The following is a 19,277-nucleotide window of genomic DNA, read 5'->3' as shown; positions in this document are numbered from 1 at the left end:
TATCGTGCACGAATCGAAATTCTTCGCCGACTGCAGGACTTCAGCAGCCGTCTGCGACGCAAACCCCGGTGCCTCCCGTGGCTCGTTCGATCCACCCGCGACCCCGCGCGGTGCGACTTATGTACGATACCTTTCGTTATTGTTGGAGATTGCAGTCATGCGGAACCATTGGATTGCGGCGATCGTCGTCGCGGCGACTCTTCTCGGCGGATGCAATTCCGCAGACCAGAACCCTGCCGCTTCCGGCAAGCCGCAGGCCCCGGCGATCGCGCCGGGCACGACGATCACCGGCACGGTGACCTTCCACGACCAGATACCGATCAGCACCGGCGCAAAGCTCGACGTCAAGCTCGTCGACATCACCCAGCCGGAGATCTCGATCGCCGAGAAGGTCTTCGATGTCGGCGGCACGCCGCCGTTCAATTTCTCGCTGGATTTCGACCCGGCCAAGATCACCGCATCGCGCACCTATGTGATCAACGCGAGCCTGACCGATGGCCCACGCCATTTCGTGCCCGCGCTGAATTCGCCGGTGCTGACGCATGGCGGCGGTACCACCGCGCAGGTGGTGCTGAATGCGGAGGCCACGCCGGCCGAGAAGCTCAAGGAAGACTTCAACAAGCTGCAGGGACGTATCGGCGGCATGAAGAAGGTCGCCGGCACCTATACGACCGACAACGCCTCGATCGGCTGGGACGCGTTTGCGGAGACCGGCGCCGTGCGCTTCATCCGCGTCAACACCGAGGCGGATGCGGGCGGCCGCAGTGCCGTGCAGTACGCGTTCAAGGACGGCAAGCCGATGGTGGTCAAGCAGAAGGGCGGCGCGACCGTCGGCTGGGGCGACAACGGCGACGTGCTGTGGAACGAGAAACCGGGTGGCGGCACGGTGGGCGATGCCGAGATCCGGAGCTTCCACGACGAAGCGTTGAAGGTCTTGCAGATGGCCCAGGAAAAGGTCGACGCAGCCAAGAAGAAGTAGGCGCAAGCGCTCCATGAATGCAAAAAGGCCGGGCTCTGCCCGGCCTTTTTGTTGGTTCTTCGCAGCTCTCCGCTTTTCGCTGACAGACCCTTAGGGCTTCAGCCCACCGATTGTTGCGTCGCGAACGTGCGGTGGGCCAACGCCTCTTCGGGCGAACCGCGGGCATCACGCCACGCGCTGGCCGCCACGCTTGAGATGGACCAGCAGCAGCGACACCGCGGCCGGGGTCACGCCGGAAATCCGCCGCGCCTGCGCGATCGTCTGCGGGCGCGCATGCTTGAGCTTGGCGAGCACCTCGACCGACAGCCCGCGCACGCGGTCGAAATCGAACGCGGGCGGGATCGCGGTGTCGTCGTGGCGGCGGTTGCGCTCGATCTCCTCGCGTTGGCGCTCGAGATAGCCGGCGTACTTGACCACGACCTCGACCTGCTCGGCGACGCACGCATCCGCGACGCCGGGGCCAATGCCATCGACACGGACCAGATCGCGATAGCCGATTTCGGGACGGCGCAGCAGTTCGAGCCCGTTGGTCTCGCGCGAGACCGCGACGCCGAGCGCACTTTCGACCGCGCGCCCGAGCGCATTCCCAGGCGTCGCCCACAGCGCACCCAGGCGCGCGGTTTCGCCCGCGACCGCGTCGCGCTTGTGACGCAGCGCGTCGTAGCGGTCCTGCAGCACGCAACCGAGCTCGAAGCCGCGTTCGGTCAAGCGCAGATCCGCGTTGTCCTCGCGCAGCTGCAACCGGTATTCGGCGCGCGAGGTGAACATCCGGTACGGCTCGGTCGTGCCGTTGGTGACCAGATCGTCGATCAACACGCCGATATAGGCCTCGTCGCGGCGCGGCGTCCACGGTTCGCGGTCCTGTGTCGCACGCGCGGCATTCAGGCCGGCGACCAGGCCTTGCGCGGCGGCCTCCTCGTAACCGGTGGTGCCATTGATCTGGCCCGCGAAATAGAGCCCGGCAACGGTCTTCGTTTCCAGTGAAGCCTGCAGCCCGCGCGGATCGAAATAGTCGTACTCGATCGCGTAGCCGGGCCGCGTGATATGCGCGTTTTCCAGGCCGCGGATCGAGCGCACCAGTTCGACCTGCACGTCGAACGGCAGCGAGGTCGAGATGCCGTTCGGGTAGATCTCGGTCGTCTCCAGGCCTTCCGGCTCGATGAAGATCTGGTGCGAGGTCTTGTCGGCGAAGCGCACGACCTTGTCCTCGATCGACGGGCAATAGCGCGGACCAGTGCCCTCGATCACGCCGCCATACAGAGGCGAGCGGTCCAGCGCGCCGCGGATGATCGCGTGCGTACGCTCGGAGGTGTGCGTGATCCAGCAGCTGAGCTGACGCGGATGGTCCGCCGCGGAGCCGAGGAACGAGAACACCGGCGCGGGATCGTCACCGGGCTGCTCGTCGAGCATGGAATAGTCGATCGTGCGGCCGTCGATGCGCGGCGGCGTGCCGGTCTTCAGACGCCCCACGCCGAGCGGCAGCTCGCGCAGCGCCTCGGCGAGCTTCAGCGCGGGCGGATCGCCGGCGCGGCCAGCCGCGTGCTGGGTCAAGCCGACGTGGATCTTGCCGGCGAGGAAGGTGCCGGCCGTCAGCACGACGGCCGATGCGCGGAACTCGAGGCCGGACTGGGTCACGACGCCGCCGACGCGGCCGTTCTCGACGATCAGCGCATCAACCGCCTGCTGGAACAGCTCAAGGCCGGGCTGCGTCTCGACCAGACGTCGGATGGCCGCTTTGTACAAAATGCGATCCGCCTGGCAGCGCGTCGCGCGCACGGCCGGTCCTTTCGAGGCGTTCAAAGTGCGCCACTGGATGCCGGCACGATCCGCGGCCCGCGCCATCGCGCCACCGAGCGCGTCGATCTCCCTGACCAGATGGCCCTTGCCGATCCCGCCGATCGCGGGATTGCAGCTCATCTGGCCGATCGTCTCGATGTTGTGCGTGAGCAGCAGGGTGCGCGCGCCGGTGCGCGCGCTGGCGAGCGCGGCTTCGGTGCCGGCATGGCCGCCGCCGACCACGATGACGTCATACGTGTACATGGCGCGCATTCTACCAAGGCGCACGGATGCTGCTGGCATGGAACATGCTGACGTGCTTGCACACTCCCACCGGCGCACGGCGTATGCGAGCACGCCGACGACTGGAATTCAGGGGCCGGTCGCGCCGGTGGGAGCACTTGCATACGCACGCATTGCCGCGCTGCCCTGCTGATCCGTAACGCGGTGGCCGGACGCCTGTCCTCTCACTGTGCGCTCGCCCCTCAGCTCTTGGCCGGACACGAACGCCGCTGCGTGGTGTTTCGCACCGCGCACGAGTGACGCCTCCCTACCCGCTGATTGATCCACCCCTCAAGTTCTGAGGACCGGATCAATCAACAGGCAGCAAGGCTGGCGCCCGGCGGTCGTAGGAACAGGGGGAGTCCAAGAGGACCGTGTGCCGGGCGCCAGTGACCGCAAACTGATGTTGCCGCCGAAGCCGGGCCATCCGGCTTTATTGCGCCCCGCGAAACTAGCCGGAACACCCAGTGGCAGACTGTGACGCTGTTCGCGAACTCTCGCCGTCAGCCGCGCAGTCGATGCGATGCAGGTCAGATTTCGACGGACGATGTCCGCCTCGCGATCGATCATGCCGGCCACGAACTACTGCACACGCCCCGCTGCAGCCGCCTCGGAAAGCGCTTCTTTGCGGTTGGCACGCCGTTTGCTAAATCTGCTCATGGGAATCAGGGAGCACGCCACCATGAGCAACATCGCGACGATGAGTCTCAACCCGCTCTTCCTGCGCCACGATCTGATGATCGAACTCGGGCGCCTCGAGATGGCGATCGACAGCGCGCGTTCGCAGTCTGCCGCCAACGATACCGTCGGGCAGCTTGAAACGCGCTGCGCGAAGATCAACGAGGCACTCAGCAAGCTTCCCGCCTGAACAAACAAGAGTCGTTGGGAACAGGGGTCGGGGCCGCGCGTTCGCGCGGCCTCTTTTTTTGCGCGGCCGCCCTCAGCCGGCAAGCGTGCGCCCGACGATGTCGCCGAGATCCGGCGACAGTCCGTTGCGCGCGGCGATGCCCTCGAGCTCATGCCGCATCAACGCACGTCGCACCGGTTCGTACTTGCGCCATGCGCCGAACGAGGTCGCCAACCGCGCCGCGACCTGCGGGGTGACGCTGTCGATCCGGGTGATCGCCTGCGCGAGGAACCGGTAGCCGGCGCCGTCGGCACGATGGAACGCGCGTGGGTTGCGCAGCGTGAACGCGCCGATCAGCGCGTAGACGTTGTTCGGATTCGTCCAGCGGAACGCCGCGTGTGCGGTCAGCGCCTCGACCCGCGCGAGCGCCCGCGGATCGGCCTCGGTCGCCTGCACCGAGAACCACTTGTCGAGCACCAGTGCGTCGCCGGCGTAGCGTTGCGCGAACGCGTCGAGCATAGGGTCAACGCCATCGGCACGTGCGTTGACCAAAACGGAGAGCGCGGCCAGCCGGTCGGTCAGGTTGCACGCCTGCGCGCGCTGCGTGCGCGCAAGATCGACGTGCCGCGGATCAGCGCGGCACAGCGCAGCCAGGCAGGCATTGCGCAGCCGGCGCCGCGCCTGTGCGGCGAGATCGACCGCCGTCCCATCGCTACCGGAAAGCTCGTGATATCGGGCGAGCAACGGCTCCGCCAGCGCGATGGCGAGCGCGCGTTCGACCTGCGCGCGCGCCTGGTGCACGGCTTCCGGATCGATGTCGGCGAGCCCGTCGGCGAGCGAGCCCGCATCGGCGAGGGTAAGCATCTCGGCGGCCAGCGCGGGATCGACCGCCGGATCACGCAGCGCGCCGTCGAGGCATCGCACATGGGTCGCCAGCAGCGCCGGATCCGGCTCTCCGGACGCGAGCGCCTGTGCGAACAGCCGCCGCGCCAGCGTGTCCGTGGCGAACCAGCGATTGAAACCGTCACTGTCGTGGCGTGCCTGCACGGCCAGCGCCGCGGCGTCGATGGCCTGCTCGAGGCGCACCGGTGCGGAATAGCCGCGCAGCACCGACGCGACCGGCGGCCTGGCGACATCGATGAAGCGAAACGTCGCCGAGTCACTGGTGAGCAACAGCACGCGCTCGTGCGCGGCGGTCGCGGGTTCGCCGTCCAGATGCAGACGCAGCGGCCGGCCGTCGGCATCGAGCAGCGCAACCGCAACCGGGACCGGCAGCGCCTGCTTGCGCGGCTGGCCCGACGTCCGTGGTGTGCGTTGCGTCAGCGTGAGTTCGTAGCAGCGCCGCTGTGCATCGTGGCGCCCGCTCGCGCGCAGGTCGGGCGTGCCCGATTGGGCGTACCACGCCAGCCACGCTGACAGGTCGAGCGCATTCGCGTCGCCGAGCGCGGCAAGGAAGTCCTCGACCGTCGCGGCGCTGCCGTCATGGCGTTCGAAGTAGAGGTCGAGGCCGCGGCGGAAACCCTTGGCGCCGAGCACGACACCGAGCATGCGCACGATCTCGGCGCCCTTCTCGTACACGGTCGCGGTGTAGAAGTTGTTGATCTCGCTGTAGCGGTCCGGGCGCACCGGATGCGCGAGCGGGCCGGCGTCCTCGGCGAACTGCGCGCGCCAGAGCACGCGCACGTCCTCGATGCGGCGCAACGTGCGCGAGGCGAGGTCGGCCTCGAATTCCTGTTCGCGGTAGACGGTCAGGCCTTCCTTCAGCGAGAGCTGGAACCAGTCGCGGCAGGTCACGCGGTTGCCGCTCCAGTTATGGAAGTACTCGTGGCCGACCACGGCCAGCACGTGGCGGTAGTCGTCGTCGGTCGCGTGCTCGGGATCGGCAAGCAGGTACTTCGCGTTGAAGATGTTGAGACCCTTGTTCTCCATCGCACCCATCGTGAAATCGTGGGTCGCGACGATGTGGAACACGTCGAGATCGTAGCAACGGCCGAAGCGTTGTTCGTCCCAGCGCATCGCCATCTTCAGGCACTGCATCGCCCAGCCGCAGTGGCCGATCGCGTCCGTTTCGGCATGGATGACGAGCCGCACGCGGCGACCTTCGGCGGTGACGAACTCGTCCTCGATATGTTCGAGGTTTCCCGCGACCAGTGCGAACAGATAGCTCGGCTTCGGATAGGGATCGACGAAGCGCGCCCAGTGACGGCCGCCGTCGAGCTCGCCGGCGCCGTCCGCATTGCCGTTCGCGAGCAGCAGCGGAAAACGCGCCCGGTCCGCGCGCAAGGTGACCGTGTAGCGCGCGAGCACGTCGGGGCGATCGATGCTCGGGGTGATGCGGCGGAAGCCCTCGGCCTCGCACTGGGTCAGCAGGAAGCCGGCGTCGCGCGAACCGCTGAGGTAAAGGCCCTGCAGCGCAGTGTTCTTTTCCGGCGCGATGCGCACGCGCGTCCCGACGACCGACCGCCCGCGCAGGCCGGGGATCGTCAGCGTCTGCGCGGAAGCCCGGTATTCGTCGGCGCCGAGCACGCGCGCATCGATGCTGACTTCGAGCAGCTCGAGGTGTTCGGCGTCGAGCACGAGTTCGACATCGGCCTGCGCCGGATCCTGTTCGACGGCCAGCCGCGACACGACGAGCGTCGCGGCCGGATCGAGGTCGATCTCGAGTTCGATCTCGCGGATACGCCAGGCCGGCGCGCAGTAGTCGCGAAGGAAAACGGGCGGCTTGGCGCCGTCGAGGGACGCGGTCGAGGACATGTTCGGGATCGGGGCGGAATGACCATCGGCAGGCTAGCACGCGTCATGCGCGGCCGTGTATCGTCGCGCGCTGCTTGGAGCCGCCGATGTCCGCCTTCGACATGATCGAACTGCCCGATTTCGCCGCCATCGAGACTGCGGCCGCGCGCATCGCGCCGCACGCGCACCGGACGCCGGTGCTGCGCTCGCGTTCGCTCGACGCGCTGGTCGGCGCGGAACTCCATTTCAAGTGCGAGAACCTGCAGCGCGTCGGCGCGTTCAAATTCCGCGGTGCCTGCAACGCGGTCTGGTCGCTGAGCGACACCGTGGCCGCGCGCGGCGTGGTCACGCATTCGTCCGGCAACCACGGCGCCGCGCTCGCGCTGGCGGCGAAGACGCGCGGCATTCCGGCGCACGTCGTCGTGCCGGACGGCGCGGTGAAATCCAAGCTCGCGGCGATCGAGGCGTATGGCGCGACCCTGCACCGCTGCGCGCCGACGATGGCCGCGCGCGACGAGGCCGCCGAACGCGTGCGCGCGGAAACCGGCGCGGCGCTGGTACATCCGTTCACCGATCCGCGCGTGATCGCCGGTCAGGGTACCGCCACGCTGGAGCTGATCCGCGAAACCGGCCCGCTCGATGCGTTGATCGCGCCGGTCGGCGGTGGCGGCCTGATCGGCGGCAGCGCGATCGCGGCCCGCGCACTCGCTCCCGGAATGGCCGTCCTTGCGGCCGAGCCGGAAGGCGCCGCGGATGCGTTCGAATCGCTGCGCCGCGGCGAGCGCGTCGCCGAACTCGCGCCCGACACGATCTGCGACGGCCTGCGCGGCCTGATCGGGCCGATCAATTTCGCATTGCTGAAAACATATGCTGTCACTGTGCTGCCGGTGGCCGACCGCGATACCGTCGCCGCGATGCGCTTGATCTGGCAGCGCCTCAAGCTCGTCGTCGAACCGTCGTCGGCGATCGTGCTCGCCGCTCTGCTCGGCCATCACGAGCAGTTCGCGGGCAAGCGCGTCGGCGTGATCCTTTCAGGCGGCAACGTCGATCTCGACGCGTTGCCCTGGTGAGCAAGCCCGTTCCTGCGGAGGAATGACCATGTGGAAAGATGCCGTTCTCGCCTATCTGCACTTTGCCGCAATCTTCACGTTGGTCTGGTTCCTGGCGAAGGAATGGGCCCTGCTGAGGACGGGCGCGCAGCAGCTCGACATCGATCGCCTTGCGCGTGCCGACGCCGGGTTCGGCATGCTCGCCGGCGCGGTGTTCCTGACTGGCGCGGCGCGAGCGGTATTCGGGATCAAGGGCTGGGCGTTCTACGCGCACAATCCGGTGTTCCATCTCAAGGTCGGCCTGTTCGTGCTGGTCGGCCTGATCTCGATCGCGCCGACGCGCAGCTTCCTGCGCTGGCGCAAGGCACGTCGCCAGGACCCTTCCTTCACGGTTCCGCAGGCCGAATGGCAACGCGCGCGCCGCTGGGTGATGGTCGAGCTGCACCTGATCGCGCTGATTCCGCTCGCCGCGGTGATCATGGCGCGCGGCCTGCGCTGAGGACAGGCTCGACGGAGCAATCCCGATCGATCCGCCTCAGGACGCCTTGGCCGGCGCGCGACGCAGGTTCACGATCGCCAACGCCATGCCGATCAGGAGGATGCCGGCGCCCTCGAGCAGCGAAGGCCGCTCGCCGAGCAGCACCCAGGCGAAGCCGATGCCGGCGATCGGGATCACCAGGCTCGACAACCCTGCGATGTCGGCCGGCAGGCGCGCCACCACATACGACCACATCAGCCAGGCGAGTCCCGACGACAGCACCGCGTTGTAGGCGAGCGCGCCGATGAAGAAGTCCGACCATTCGATCGCGCGTTCGTGCGCGACGAGCGCGACCACGATCAGGCCGAGCGAACCGATCAGCATCTGCCAGGCGGTCAGCGACAGCGCACTGACGTTGCCGCGCTGGAACAGGCGTTTCGACAGCACGACGCCGATCGCCCAGCACGCGCCGCCAGCGATCGCGAGTAGGGAACTGCGCGCGCCGCCGAGACCGAGCCACGGCTCCAGCACCAGCACAAGTCCGCACGCGGCGATACCGAGGCCGGCCCAGAGCCGCAGGCCGGGCCGCTCGCCGAGCAGCAGCCAGGCCAGCAGCACGACCCAGAACGGCATCGCGTAGGCGAGCAAGGCGGTCTTGCCGGCGCCGCCCTCGACCAGCGCCCATTGCACCAGCGCCTGGAAACCCATGGTCTGCGCGAGGCCGATCAGCGCGGTCTGCAGCAGCGGCGGCGGACGCAGCGATTCACGCCGCAGCAGCAGCACGCCGAACAGCACGCCGGTGCCGAGCGTGTAGCGCAGCGCGGAGAATTCGAAGGGTCCCGAGTAACGCAGCACCTGCTTCATCACGATCCAGTTGTAGCTCCAGATCAGCGTGATCAGGGCCAGCGCGACGAGCGCGGCGCGGCGTGAAGTCGAAGCGGTGGTCATCGAGACGAGGGCGTCTGCGCTGCGGTGCGCGCGAAGCGCCGTATCATACGCGTCGCATTCGGAGGATCGCGCATGGCCGGGGATCATCGACAACGCTGTGCCTGGGCTGCCGGCAGCGACAGCCTGCGCGACTATCACGACGAGGAATGGGGCGTGCCGCTGCACGACGACCGTGCGCTGTTCGAATTCCTCTGCCTGGAAGGCGCACAGGCCGGACTGTCATGGCGCACCGTGCTCGACAAGCGCGACCACTACCGGCGCGCATTCGCGGAGTTCGACATCGCGCGCTGCGCAAAGCTCGGCGATGCGCGCATCGAGAAATTGCTGACCGATCCGGGCCTGATCCGCAATCGCCTGAAGATCACCTCGGTGCGCGACAATGCGCGCGCGGCACTGGTCGCGATCGACGAGTTCGGCAGCCTCGACGCGTTCCTGTGGTCGTTCGTCAACGGCGAGCCGGTCTGCAATCAGCGGCGCGGCAACGGCGATGTGCCGGCGACGACGCCGGTGTCCGATCGCATGAGCAAGGAGCTGCGTCGGCGCGGTTTTCGCTTCATCGGCTCGACGATTTGCTACGCATTCATGCAGGCGACCGGCATGGTCAACGATCATGTCGTCGACTGCTTCCGCCACCGGCCGTGCACGAGCACGGCGCGAAAGGCCAGGCCCTGATGCTCGTCACCGATCCCGCCGCATTTCTTGCCGAAATCTCGAGCGAACGCTATCCGGTGCGCGCCGCCGCGACCGCGCGCGCGGCGTTCCTGGTCAGTCCGGCCAGCGATCGGCTTGCCGCCGAGTCCGCGCAGGACAACCGCTACATGGACATGGCGAAGGTGCCGGATCCGGCGCGCGCACTGCGCCAGCACGCGGAACTCGCGCGCCGGCTCGGCGCAGACGTGCCGGTGCTCACGTTTCCCGGCGATCCCGATTGCCCCGACGACATGTTCCCGAACAATGTGTTCGCGACCGCGCGCGGGCGCCTGATCGTCGGCCGCATGCGCCATGCGGTGCGCCGGCGCGAGGCGGAACGTGCCGACATCCGCGGTTTCTTCCGCGACGTGCTCGGCTATCGCACGATCGACCTGTCGCAGCGCGATTTCGTCGCCGAGCTGACCGGCGCGCTGGTCATCGACCGCGCACGCGGGATCGGCTACTGCGGCTTGTCCGAGCGCTGCGACATGCACGGCGCGCGCGCGATGCACGAGGCGTTCGGCTTGAACCTCACGTTCTGTTTCGAACTCGCGCCCGGCGAGTACCACACCAACGTCGTGCTCGCGCTGCTAGCGGGCCGCGCGGCGATCCTTGCGCCGGACGGTTTCCGGGATCCGGCGGTGCCGAGCGCGATCACGCAGGCCTGCGACGGCCGTGCCGTTGCGCTCAGCGTCGCGCAGAAGCAGGCCTTTGCCGGCAACGCGATCGCGCTCGCGCCGGATCGTGCCTGGATGAGTACGGCCGGCGCTGCAGCGCTGGAGCCGGCGCAGCGTGCCGCGCTGCAGCGCGCCGGCTTCGCGCTCCGCGATGTCGAACTGGACGAGATCGAGAAAGCCGGCGGCAGCCTGCGTTGCTGTGTGGCCGAGATATTCTGATCGCGCTGGCACGATCCAACCCGAATTCAGCGGCAATTCAATGCGTGCTACCGAGACTCTGGCTGTCATCGGTCGCATTTGCGCGCCGAGGCGTGCCGGCTAAGATGCGGATCATGCGAGTGCGACCCTTCCAATACACGGGCTGTCTGGTCTTTCTCGGCGCCATGCTGATGGCGCCGCTGGCGGGTGCGCGTGAAATCAACGCGCAGGAAGCGGTCGCCCAGGCCCAGCGCGAAGCCGATGGCAAGGTGCTGTCCGTACAGACCCTGAACGTCGGCAAGCGCAAGGTCTACCGTATCAAGCTGCTCACCCGCGATGGCCAGGTGCGCATCGTGCAGGTGCCGGCCGAGCAATAACCGAACGTCGCGGCCGCAGGCCGCGCGCAGGTCACGATTCTCAGGAGACAGTCAATGCGCGTATTGCTGGTGGAAGACGAGGCACCGTTGCGGGAAACCCTCGCGGCGCGCCTGAAGCGCGACGGTTTCGCGGTCGATGCGGCCGGCGACGGCGAGGAAGGCTCGTATCTCGGTCGCGAGGTGCCGTTCGACGTCGCGATCATCGACCTCGGCCTGCCAAAACTGTCCGGCATGGACCTGGTCAAGCAGCTGCGCGAAGCCGGCCAGCGCTACCCGATCCTGATCCTGACCGCGCGCTCGTCGTGGCAGGACAAGGTGCAGGGCCTGAAGAACGGCGCCGACGACTACCTGGTCAAGCCGTTCCACGTTGAAGAACTGCTGGCGCGCCTGAATGCGCTGGTGCGCCGCGCCAGCGGCTGGTCGCGGCCGACGCTCGAATGCGGGCCGATCGTCCTCGACACCACCGCGCAGACGGTCAGCGTCAACGGCAGCACGGTCGACCTGACCAGCTACGAATACAAGGTGCTCGAATACCTGATGCTGCACGCCGGCGAACTGGTCTCCAAGGCCGACCTCACCGAGCACATCTACCAGCAGGATTTCGACCGCGATTCGAACGTGCTCGAGGTGTTCATCGGCCGCCTGCGCCGCAAGCTCGATCCGGACAACACGATCAAGCCGATCGAAACCGTGCGCGGCCGCGGCTATCGCTTCGCGCTCGAGCGCAGCGACACGCCGGCCGACGACGCGCAGACTGCCGACAGCGCCTGAGACCGACCGGCGTGGCGCGCCCGTTATCGCTGCAAGCGCGCTCGCTGGCGGCGGCCAGCGTTGTGCTCGCCGCATTCCTCGGCCTTGCGTTCTTCGCGCTCGACCGCGCGTTCTACGACGCGGCCGAGAGTTCGTTGCGCGAGCGCCTGCAGGGCTACATGTACGCCTACCTCGCGGGCTCCGACATGACCCGCTCGGGCAACCTGATTCCGCCCGAGGTCGGTCCGGATCCGCGCTTCGACCAGCCGGCGGCGAGCGGCCTCTATGCGGGCATCGTCGGCGCCAGGATCATCGGCGCGAAGGACCAGATCTGGCATTCACCGTCCGCACTCGGCCGCGATCTGCCGTTCACGGCCGACCTCGTGCGCGGGCCGCCGCAGTTCAGCGGTCCGATCCAGACGCCGGTGGGCGCGCTGTTCGTGCTCTCGCAAGGCGTCGACTACAACAGCGGCGCGAAGAACGAACTGCACCTGACCTACTACGTCGCCGAGGACAGCCGCGCATTGCGCGAGCAGGTCGACGTGTATCGGCGCACCTTGCTCGGCTGGCTCGGGGCACTCGGCGCCGTGCTGCTGCTGCTGCTGTTCGCCGTGCTGCGCTGGAGCTTGGCGCCGCTGCGCAAGGTCGCGACCGATCTGGCCCGCGTCGAGCGCGGCACGCAGGAACGCCTCGACCGCAGTTATCCGCTCGAACTGGCCGGGTTGACCACCGGTCTCAACAACTTCATCGATGCCGAGCGCGATCGCGTCAAGCGCTACCGCAACACGCTGTCCGATCTCGCGCACAGCCTGAAGACCCCGCTCGCGGTCATGCGCAGCCAGCTGGAAACCGGCAGCGAGGGCGAAAAGCTGCGCTGGACCGTGCTCGAGCAGGTCGGGCGCATGGACGAGATCGTCGCCTACCAGCTCTCGCGCGCGGCGACTTCGGGCCACCAGACCTTCGCGACGCCGCTGCTGCTCGAGCCCTATGCCGAGGAGATCGTGCGCAGCCTGGAAAAGGTCTACGCCGCGAAATCGATCCTCTGCGAATTTGACATCGACCGCGCCGCGCGTTTCCACGGCGACCAGGGCGATCTCATGGAGCTGCTCGGCAACCTGCTCGAGAACGCGTTCAAGTGGGCGCGCCGGCGCGTGCTGCTGACCGCGCACCCGTTGCCGGCGGGCAGCGGCCGGCGCGCCGGCCTCGACCTGGTGATCGAGGACGACGGCCCCGGCATCCCCGAGGACAAGGTCGTGCACCTGCTGCAGCGCGGCGTGCGCGGCGACGAACGCGTGCAGGGCCACGGCATCGGCCTCTCGATCGTGCAGGACATCATGAAGGCGTACCGCGGCGAATTGCATGTCGACCGCTCGCCGTCGCTCGGTGGCGCGCGTTTCGCGGTGCGCTTCGGTCCGCGCTGAGCTATTCCGCCGCGAGCGCTTCGATTTCCGCGGCGAGGCGCGCGCGCACCTGGTCGCGACTGTAGTTCTCGAGCACGTAGGCGCGCGCCCGGCGGGATTGTTCCGCGCGTGCGTCGTGATCGAGTGCGCGCACGCTGTCGATCGCCGCGTGCAGTTCCGCTTCGCCACGGAACACGAAGCCGCTGCCGCTCAGCTGCACATGGTCAGCGAGGATCTCGCATTCGCCGTTGACGACGATCGGCGTGCCCTGCGCCATCGCCTCGAGCGCGACGATGCTGAGGCTCTCGTACGGCGAGGGGTGCACGAACGCGAGTGCGCCGGCCATCAGTGCGAACTTGCGCGCCTCGTCGACGAAGCCAAGGTAACGCACATGCTCCGACGGGCGCAGGCCTAGCTGGTCGGAACCGGTCAGTACGAGGCGCAAGTCCGACGGATGCGCGCGTTTGTAGGCCTCGAACGCCTCCATCAGCATCGCGCAGCCCTTGTGCGTATCGATACGGCCGCTGTAGAGCAGGTAGGGCGACGCTTCGCGCGCGGGTTCGACCGGTTCGGTCGCAACCGTCATCGCGACGATGTTGCCGGCATCGACGCCCCACAGTCGCGCGCCGAGGCGCCGCTCCGCGGGTGTGTTCCAGAGCAGGCGCGGTGTCTTGCGTCCCATCTGCGCGAATGCGCTGAAGTAACCGGCCGGCTCGTCGTGCAGGGTCGGCACGATCGCCCAACGCCGATGGCGCAGCGCGCGCGCGCCGTCGTAGGTCGTCGGATACAAATAGGTCAGGAAGATCACCGCGGCATAGTCGTTGCCGTGCCGGGCGAGATGCTCGACCAATCCCGGACAGACCGGTCCCTGCGCGCGGATGAATTCTTCCTGCAACGCCTCTGGCCACGAAACGCGCACCGGTGTGCCGGCGTTCGCAGCGAAATGCGCAAGCAGACGCCGGTGTAGTTCGTGGAAATAGCCGCCACGCTCGCGCGCGACCCGGAAACGCCGGATCATGACGCCGTCGCGCTGCTCACTGCGCTCGGGCAAATCATTCGCCCACGTCACGTAGTCGCTGGCGGTCGTGGTCAACACGTCGACCGCGTAGTCGCCGGCGAGCAGGGTCGCGTACTGCCAGGCGAGCGCCTCGGCACCGCCAACCAGCTGCTCGTGGCAGCGTGGCACGACAATCGCGACGCGTTTCACAGCACCGGCTCCAGGATCTTCAGGAAACGCTCACGCAGCACCGTCGGCGCGAACTCGCGCTCGTAACGCAAGCGCGCCGCGTCGCGCAGATCGTTACGGAAGCGCGTGTCATTGCGCAGCCGCGCCAAGCTCGCTGCGTACAGCCACGGATCGGTTTCGTCCCAGACGACGCCGCCGGCGCCGGTCGTTTCAGGGACCGCACTCGAGCCGTGCGCGACGACCGGAACGCCGAGCGCCATCGCCTCGATCAGCGGCACGCAGAAGCCTTCGTGGCGGCTCAGCGTCATGAACGCATGGCTAGCGAGATAGGCCGCTTTCAATTGCGCTTCGCTGACCGATTCCAGCCACCAGACGCGCTCGCCGAGGCGGTGCTGCGCGACGCGCGCGTGGATCGCATCGGTGTAGGCGGCGAGGCCCGGGTCGGACTTGCCGACGATCAGCAGCCGCGCCGGGTCACCATACGCGTCGACATGCGCCGCGAATGCATCCACGAGCTCGATATGGCCCTTGTTCGGTGCGAGGCGGCCGACCATCAGTACGTTGCGCGCGCCGTCACCGAGTTCGTCGAGCAGGCCGAGATCCGCCGGCGCATCGAGCAGGTGATCGACGCGGTGGAACGGCGCGAGTACCGCGCCGCGCTCGGCCCTTGCGCCGTGCTCGATCAGCTCGTCGAGGTTGTAGCGGGAATCGCCGAGATACAGCTCGCAACCGAGTCGCGCGACCGCCGGAATCTCTGCACGGCCGCGTGCGCAAGCACTCTCGTAGATGCGCGAGGTGCCGGCGAAGAAGTGCGGTGGCGTGATGTTGTGGTAACGCACCACGCGATAACCACGCACGCGCTTCATGATGTCCAGCGCGACCGGCCAGCCGACCGAAAAATGGTAGATCACCAGATCCTGCGGGCCGCCGGCAAAATCGGCCAGGCTCGCCGCCGGGTACGTGGTCTCGTCGACACCGTGCGCGGAATCGCAGAACACGCGTGTATCGATGCCGCGCTCGCGCAACAACCGCGCCATCGCCAGCGCATCATTGCCGACCGCGTCCTTGCCGGCGAGGGTCGGGAGCAGGATCGCAGCCTTCATCGGCGTCCAAATCTCGCGAGCACCGTGGCGAGCTCGCGTTCGAGCACGGCCGGCACGAAGGTGGCGGCATAGCGTGCACGACCGCGTTCGGACAGGTGCGCGCGCAATTCGGTGTCGTGCGCCACGCGCTGAATCGACGTCGCAATCAGGTGCGCGTCCGCCGAATCCCAGAGCAGGCCGGCATCGCCGAGCGTCCACGGAATCGCACTGGTCGCACGCGCAATTACCGGCGTGCCGAGCGCCATCGCCTCGATCAGCGGCACGCAGAACCCTTCATGTTCGCTGAGCATGACCAGCGCGTCGGCCCGTTCGTAAGCCGCGCGCAACTCCGCACCGTTCGCGTCCTGCATCAAGGTTACCGCGGACGCAACACCGCTCACGTGGATGTGCGTCTGCAATGCTTCGCCGTAGCGCGCAAGATTCGGATCGAGCTTGCCGATCGAAAGCAGATGCGCGCCCGTTTGCGTCCTGCGCAGTACCGTGAGCGCATCGACCAGATCCAGATGCCGCTTGTTCGGCGCGAGCCGGCCGACCATCAACAGCAGTGGCGCGCCGGCGGGCAGGCGGCGCGCATCGGCCTCGAGTGCGCGCAGCTGCTCGACCTCGTGGAACGGCGGCAGCAGCGCGCAGCGCGCTGGATCGACGCCACGCGTGATGAAGTCATCGAGGTTGTAGGGCGAACACCCCAGATACAACTCGCAGCCCATCGCCGCATAAGCGTCGAGCTGGCCACGGCCTTCCGCGCACCCTGCAAGGTAACCCGGCGACCAGTCAGCGAAGAACTCTGGCGGGGTGATGTTGTGGTAGCGCAGGATGCGGCGCACGCGCGTGCGTTTGAACAGCGCGAGTGGGGAATCCCAACCGACGCAATAGTGGTAGAGCACAACGTCTTCAGGCGAGCGCAGCCACGAATCGATCGCGGCGGGTGCATGCACGGGCTCGTCGACGCCGCGCGCATGCGGTGCGAACAGCGCGACCTCATGGCCGAGCCGGCGCAGCGCGGCGGTCATCCCGAGCGCGTCATTGCTGACCGCGTCGTGCGGGCTGAGACCCGGCACCAGCATCGCGATCCTCATGCGCGCGACATCGCCAGCCGCTTCACGGATTGCTCCGATGCGCGAGCACGGCGCTGCCACCGGTCGCCGGCAACGAGATCGATGCGGCGAAGCCGGCCGCGGTGAGCAACGCGATCCAACGCTGCGGATCGAGGTTCGCAACGTGTGCCTGTGAGAAGCGATACGGTTCGGACTCGACACGCACCAACAGACTGCCACCGGGCCTGAGCGCACGCCGCGACTCACGGAGCAACTCACTCGTTGCGGCGATGCCGGCCAGCAACAGGCTGTCCGACAGCGTGATGCCATCGAGGCTGGCGTCTGCGCAACGCGCGAGCACGGCGAGTGGATCGCCGTGCGCGAGCCGCACGTGGCGTTGCTGCGCGCGCGTGACCAGCACATGGTTCGCTTCGATGCCGCTCGCGACGAACATGCGGGCGCCGAGTGCTTCGAGCCAGGCACCATCGCCGCTGCCGAGATCGAGCACCGTCGCGCCAGTCGGCAACCGGCTTGCCAGTGCAGCGCTCCAGTCACCGTAGCGACGCTTGCGCGTCGCAGCCTCATCGGCGTCTTCATCGATCGCCGCAGCGAATGCATCGGCGCGCTCGCGCTCAGCGGCTGTGGCGTCCTCAAGGTCGGCAAGGCTGCGCTGCAGCGATGTGACCCAATGGTTGGCGGCGTGCACATAATGGCGCAGTTCGATCATTTCGCGTGCGCTGGCGTCGCTGCGCTGTTCGATGCTGCGGGTGCGGTCTTCGAGCACCACCGTTCGGCGCTCGAGTTCGTCCAGACTCGACCGCATGCGGCCGATGTCGTCGCGGATCGCCTCGCTGCGACGGTCGTGTTCGGCGCTGAGGGTAGCGAAATCGCCCTGGAGCGAGGCGAAAGCACCTTGCAACCCGGCAAGGCGCTGCTCATGCTCACGTTGGGCGTCCGCGGCCGCGTTGAAGCGCGCGGCGATCGAGGTGTCGGCTGCACGCTGGTGACGCAGCAGCATCGGCAGGCCGGCCAGCACGAGGCCCCATTCAACGAAATAGCCAAACACCGGTACGCGCGCGAGCTTGGCCAGCGCGTATCGCGGCAGCAGGCCGCGCACGCGCGCGCCGACGCGCCGGCCTTCCGGTGACCAGCGCAGGTTGCCAAGCACTTCTGCCTTGGCCGCGCCGGCCGCGAGCAGGCGGATCTGCATGGCCGAGCCGGCGTCGTCCGGTGCGCGCTTGAGCAGGGCGTGGAACGCGTGGTCGATGAACGCGCGATAGTCCGGCCCGGTCAGCTCGCCGATCGTGTAGTCGAGACGCTCGCGTTCGATACCGTCGCTCGCCGGCGTCCGCGTGGACGCGCGTGGCGGCGGTTCGATGCGCGGCAGAGGATCGCGCGCGCGCGCAGCCTCCGCTTCGGCGCGGATTTCCGCCTTGACCCGCTCAAGGTAATCGTCGTTCGGGTTGGAACTCACGGCTGTCCATTCTGAGGTCGGGAGGGCGGCGCGACGCACGCGGCGCACCGCGATGCCATCTGCGACGATGCGTGCTGGCGAGCGCCGGCCGACGGTTGGGCGGCCATGGTCGCGTCAGCATCGACGGCGAGCGGGATGATGCCATACGCGCGCGCGGTGCCGATATCGATCAGCGCATAGTCGGGTCGATGACGGCCGTCGAACTTCGCTGCAACCTTGCGCCAGCGCGCACGACCCGCGGCGAGTGCCGCGGTGAAACTGGCGGCGCCAATCCCCGGGGCGCTGACGCCTCCCGAAGCGCTGTCGCTGCGCGCAAGACGCGCGCCGAGCAACGTGGTTTCCAGATACTGCGCATCGCCCCGTCCCGAGTCACCGCGAAAACCGACGAACGCATGACCGGGGACCAGCACGATGAACGGATGGATGCCGATCCGTTCGAACACTGAGGCGATCAGCACGCTCCCGTCGATGCAGTTCGCCCGGCGATCGCGCCAGACATCGCCGGGCAGGCGTACGCGCTGGCTCCATAGCGACGGCCCGCGGCTTAATGCGGGATCGCCGCCGGCGTAGCGCAGGTCGTGCCGTTCCAGTGCCGTCCATACCGCACCTGCGCGGCGCAGGTCGGCTGCTGCGGTGTGAGGGACTACGTCCGCGTCGAATGCCGGATCGATCGCACGCGCCTGCTCCAGCACTTCGTCGACGACCGGATCCCGCGGATTTACGTAGGCCGCGAACACCCAGCCGAGGTCCACGCGGTCCCTGCCTTCGCGCGCAAAGTACATCGCATCGTCGAGCGGGTGCAGGCGCACCTCGAGCGTACGTGTCTGTGGCGTGAGACCTGCCCCGTCGAGCGTGATCCGCATGGGCTGACGTCGCGCGCCGCGCAGGCGGCGCAGCTGCGCGACATCCCAGTCCAGCCGTGGATGCAGCTCGATCACTTCGCCGGCCGCGCCACGCGTCGCCTCGACAACGGCGGGTTCACGAAGTCCGGCGGTTTCGACGCGCAAGCGCAACGCGGTCGGCAGATCGGCGCCATGGATGCGCACGCTGATCAGGCCGTCACCATTGCCGAATGCGGATGCCGGTGCGGCGCGTGGTCCCTGCGAAAGCTGCAGCGCGGGGAACAGCTCGCTACCTGGCGTGATCTCAACCTGCCAGTCGAACGCGCGCGCAGGTTCCGCTGCGCAGGCGAGGGCGCCGATGCCGGCGAATGCGATCAATCGGAGGGTGGAGCGCGCGGTCACGCGGGTTGCCAGCGGCTGCATCTGCCGACTATCGTTGTCGACGGCCGCCGCT

17 protein-coding genes are annotated in these 19,277 nt (G+C 67.9%); 9 read left to right on the top strand and 8 right to left on the bottom strand.

The window, feature by feature from the left end; translation table 11 throughout:
* Window positions 1-157: 157 nt before the first annotated feature.
* Window positions 158-979, top strand: a complete 822-nt coding sequence (locus ABD002_RS08055; RefSeq protein WP_343789197.1) for a YbaY family lipoprotein — start codon at window positions 158-160, stop codon at window positions 977-979.
* A 165-nt stretch (window positions 980-1,144) separates the two neighbouring features.
* On the opposite strand, the gene mnmG is transcribed toward ABD002_RS08055, so the two are convergent.
* Window positions 1,145-3,028: a tRNA uridine-5-carboxymethylaminomethyl(34) synthesis enzyme MnmG gene (gene mnmG, locus ABD002_RS08050; RefSeq protein WP_379988776.1), complete on the bottom strand. Its 1,884-nt coding sequence runs from the start codon at window positions 3,026-3,028 to the stop codon at window positions 1,145-1,147.
* Between the two features lie 577 nt (window positions 3,029-3,605).
* Here mnmG and ABD002_RS08045 point away from each other — a divergent pair.
* Window positions 3,606-3,905 (top strand): hypothetical protein, encoded by a 300-nt coding sequence (locus ABD002_RS08045; protein ID WP_343789191.1) that lies wholly within the window; start codon window positions 3,606-3,608, stop codon window positions 3,903-3,905.
* A gap of 72 nt (window positions 3,906-3,977) precedes the next feature.
* Here ABD002_RS08045 and pepN read toward each other — a convergent pair whose 3' ends face one another.
* Window positions 3,978-6,638: an aminopeptidase N gene (gene pepN / locus ABD002_RS08040; RefSeq protein WP_343789188.1), complete on the bottom strand. Its 2,661-nt coding sequence runs from the start codon at window positions 6,636-6,638 to the stop codon at window positions 3,978-3,980.
* An 86-nt stretch (window positions 6,639-6,724) separates the two neighbouring features.
* On the opposite strand from pepN, the gene ABD002_RS08035 reads away from it, so the two are divergent.
* Entirely contained in the window at window positions 6,725-7,687 is a 963-nt protein-coding gene (locus tag ABD002_RS08035) for a pyridoxal-phosphate dependent enzyme (protein WP_343789185.1), read from the top strand.
* A gap of 28 nt (window positions 7,688-7,715) precedes the next feature.
* Window positions 7,716-8,165 carry a DUF2214 family protein gene (locus ABD002_RS08030; RefSeq protein WP_343789182.1) on the top strand — a complete coding sequence of 150 codons (450 nt, stop codon included), beginning with the start codon at window positions 7,716-7,718 and terminating at the stop codon, window positions 8,163-8,165.
* A 36-nt stretch (window positions 8,166-8,201) separates the two neighbouring features.
* Here the strand turns inward: ABD002_RS08030 and ABD002_RS08025 are convergent, their stop codons facing one another.
* Window positions 8,202-9,092 (bottom strand): DMT family transporter, encoded by an 891-nt coding sequence (locus ABD002_RS08025; protein ID WP_343789179.1) that lies wholly within the window; start codon window positions 9,090-9,092, stop codon window positions 8,202-8,204.
* A 72-nt stretch (window positions 9,093-9,164) separates the two neighbouring features.
* Here ABD002_RS08025 and ABD002_RS08020 point away from each other — a divergent pair, with 72 nt between their 5' ends.
* The 5 genes from ABD002_RS08020 to ABD002_RS08000 all read left to right on the top strand — a co-directional run bounded on the left by ABD002_RS08020 (window position 9,165) and on the right by ABD002_RS08000 (window position 13,205).
* Window positions 9,165-9,764, top strand: coding sequence for a DNA-3-methyladenine glycosylase I (locus tag ABD002_RS08020; RefSeq protein ID WP_343789176.1), 600 nt, complete (start codon window positions 9,165-9,167; stop codon window positions 9,762-9,764).
* Window positions 9,731-10,678, top strand: a complete 948-nt coding sequence (locus ABD002_RS08015; protein ID WP_343789173.1) for an arginine deiminase-related protein — start codon at window positions 9,731-9,733, stop codon at window positions 10,676-10,678. The genes ABD002_RS08020 and ABD002_RS08015 overlap by 34 nt, the downstream gene beginning before the upstream one ends.
* A 119-nt stretch (window positions 10,679-10,797) precedes the next feature.
* A complete protein-coding gene (locus ABD002_RS08010) occupies window positions 10,798-11,034 on the top strand; it encodes a PepSY domain-containing protein (RefSeq protein ID WP_343789170.1) in 237 nt (78 codons plus the stop codon).
* A 54-nt stretch (window positions 11,035-11,088) separates the two neighbouring features.
* Window positions 11,089-11,805: a response regulator transcription factor gene (locus ABD002_RS08005; RefSeq protein ID WP_343789167.1), complete on the top strand. Its 717-nt coding sequence runs from the start codon at window positions 11,089-11,091 to the stop codon at window positions 11,803-11,805.
* Window positions 11,806-11,816: 11 nt separating this feature from the next.
* Complete coding sequence (locus tag ABD002_RS08000; protein WP_343789164.1) at window positions 11,817-13,205, top strand: ATP-binding protein; 1,389 nt, start codon at window positions 11,817-11,819, stop codon at window positions 13,203-13,205.
* Window position 13,206: 1 nt separating this feature from the next.
* On the opposite strand, the gene ABD002_RS07995 is transcribed toward ABD002_RS08000, so the two are convergent.
* The 5 genes from ABD002_RS07995 to ABD002_RS07975 are packed head-to-tail and all read right to left on the bottom strand — an operon-like array spanning window position 13,207 to window position 19,246.
* Window positions 13,207-14,391 carry a glycosyltransferase family 4 protein gene (locus tag ABD002_RS07995; RefSeq protein ID WP_343789161.1) on the bottom strand — a complete coding sequence of 395 codons (1,185 nt, stop codon included), beginning with the start codon at window positions 14,389-14,391 and terminating at the stop codon, window positions 13,207-13,209.
* Window positions 14,388-15,473 carry a glycosyltransferase gene (locus ABD002_RS07990; protein ID WP_343789158.1) on the bottom strand — a complete coding sequence of 362 codons (1,086 nt, stop codon included), beginning with the start codon at window positions 15,471-15,473 and terminating at the stop codon, window positions 14,388-14,390. The genes ABD002_RS07995 and ABD002_RS07990 overlap by 4 nt, the downstream gene beginning before the upstream one ends.
* Complete coding sequence (locus ABD002_RS07985) at window positions 15,470-16,549, bottom strand: glycosyltransferase family 4 protein (RefSeq protein WP_343789156.1); 1,080 nt, start codon at window positions 16,547-16,549, stop codon at window positions 15,470-15,472. The genes ABD002_RS07990 and ABD002_RS07985 overlap by 4 nt, the downstream gene beginning before the upstream one ends.
* Before the next feature lie 22 nt (window positions 16,550-16,571).
* Window positions 16,572-17,981: a class I SAM-dependent methyltransferase gene (locus tag ABD002_RS07980; RefSeq protein ID WP_343789153.1), complete on the bottom strand. Its 1,410-nt coding sequence runs from the start codon at window positions 17,979-17,981 to the stop codon at window positions 16,572-16,574.
* Window positions 17,978-19,246: a hypothetical protein gene (locus ABD002_RS07975; protein WP_343789150.1), complete on the bottom strand. Its 1,269-nt coding sequence runs from the start codon at window positions 19,244-19,246 to the stop codon at window positions 17,978-17,980. Before ABD002_RS07975 ends, ABD002_RS07980 begins: the two co-directional genes overlap by 4 nt.
* Between the last annotated feature and the right edge of the window lie 31 nt (window positions 19,247-19,277).

It is taken from the genome of Dokdonella soli (genome assembly GCF_039523175.1).
GTDB classification, from domain to species: domain Bacteria; phylum Pseudomonadota; class Gammaproteobacteria; order Xanthomonadales; family Rhodanobacteraceae; genus Dokdonella_A; species Dokdonella_A soli.
Note: the sequence above shows the minus strand (reverse complement) of the source record. Positions and strands in the feature narration are given on the sequence as shown.

Coding starts and splice junctions, on each gene's coding strand:
- ABD002_RS07985 (WP_343789156.1), bottom strand. CDS start 16,549: ATGAGGATCGCGATGCTGGTGCCGGGTCTCAGCCCGCACGACGCGGTC.
- ABD002_RS08035 (WP_343789185.1), top strand. CDS start 6,725: ATGTCCGCCTTCGACATGATCGAACTGCCCGATTTCGCCGCCATCGAG.
- mnmG (WP_379988776.1), bottom strand. CDS start 3,028: ATGCGCGCCATGTACACGTATGACGTCATCGTGGTCGGCGGCGGCCAT.
- ABD002_RS08020 (WP_343789176.1), top strand. CDS start 9,165: ATGGCCGGGGATCATCGACAACGCTGTGCCTGGGCTGCCGGCAGCGAC.
- ABD002_RS08030 (WP_343789182.1), top strand. CDS start 7,716: ATGTGGAAAGATGCCGTTCTCGCCTATCTGCACTTTGCCGCAATCTTC.
- ABD002_RS07990 (WP_343789158.1), bottom strand. CDS start 15,473: ATGAAGGCTGCGATCCTGCTCCCGACCCTCGCCGGCAAGGACGCGGTC.
- ABD002_RS08005 (WP_343789167.1), top strand. CDS start 11,089: ATGCGCGTATTGCTGGTGGAAGACGAGGCACCGTTGCGGGAAACCCTC.
- ABD002_RS08055 (WP_343789197.1), top strand. CDS start 158: ATGCGGAACCATTGGATTGCGGCGATCGTCGTCGCGGCGACTCTTCTC.
- ABD002_RS08025 (WP_343789179.1), bottom strand. CDS start 9,092: ATGACCACCGCTTCGACTTCACGCCGCGCCGCGCTCGTCGCGCTGGCC.
- ABD002_RS08045 (WP_343789191.1), top strand. CDS start 3,606: ATGCCGGCCACGAACTACTGCACACGCCCCGCTGCAGCCGCCTCGGAA.
- ABD002_RS07975 (WP_343789150.1), bottom strand. CDS start 19,246: ATGCAGCCGCTGGCAACCCGCGTGACCGCGCGCTCCACCCTCCGATTG.
- pepN (WP_343789188.1), bottom strand. CDS start 6,638: ATGTCCTCGACCGCGTCCCTCGACGGCGCCAAGCCGCCCGTTTTCCTT.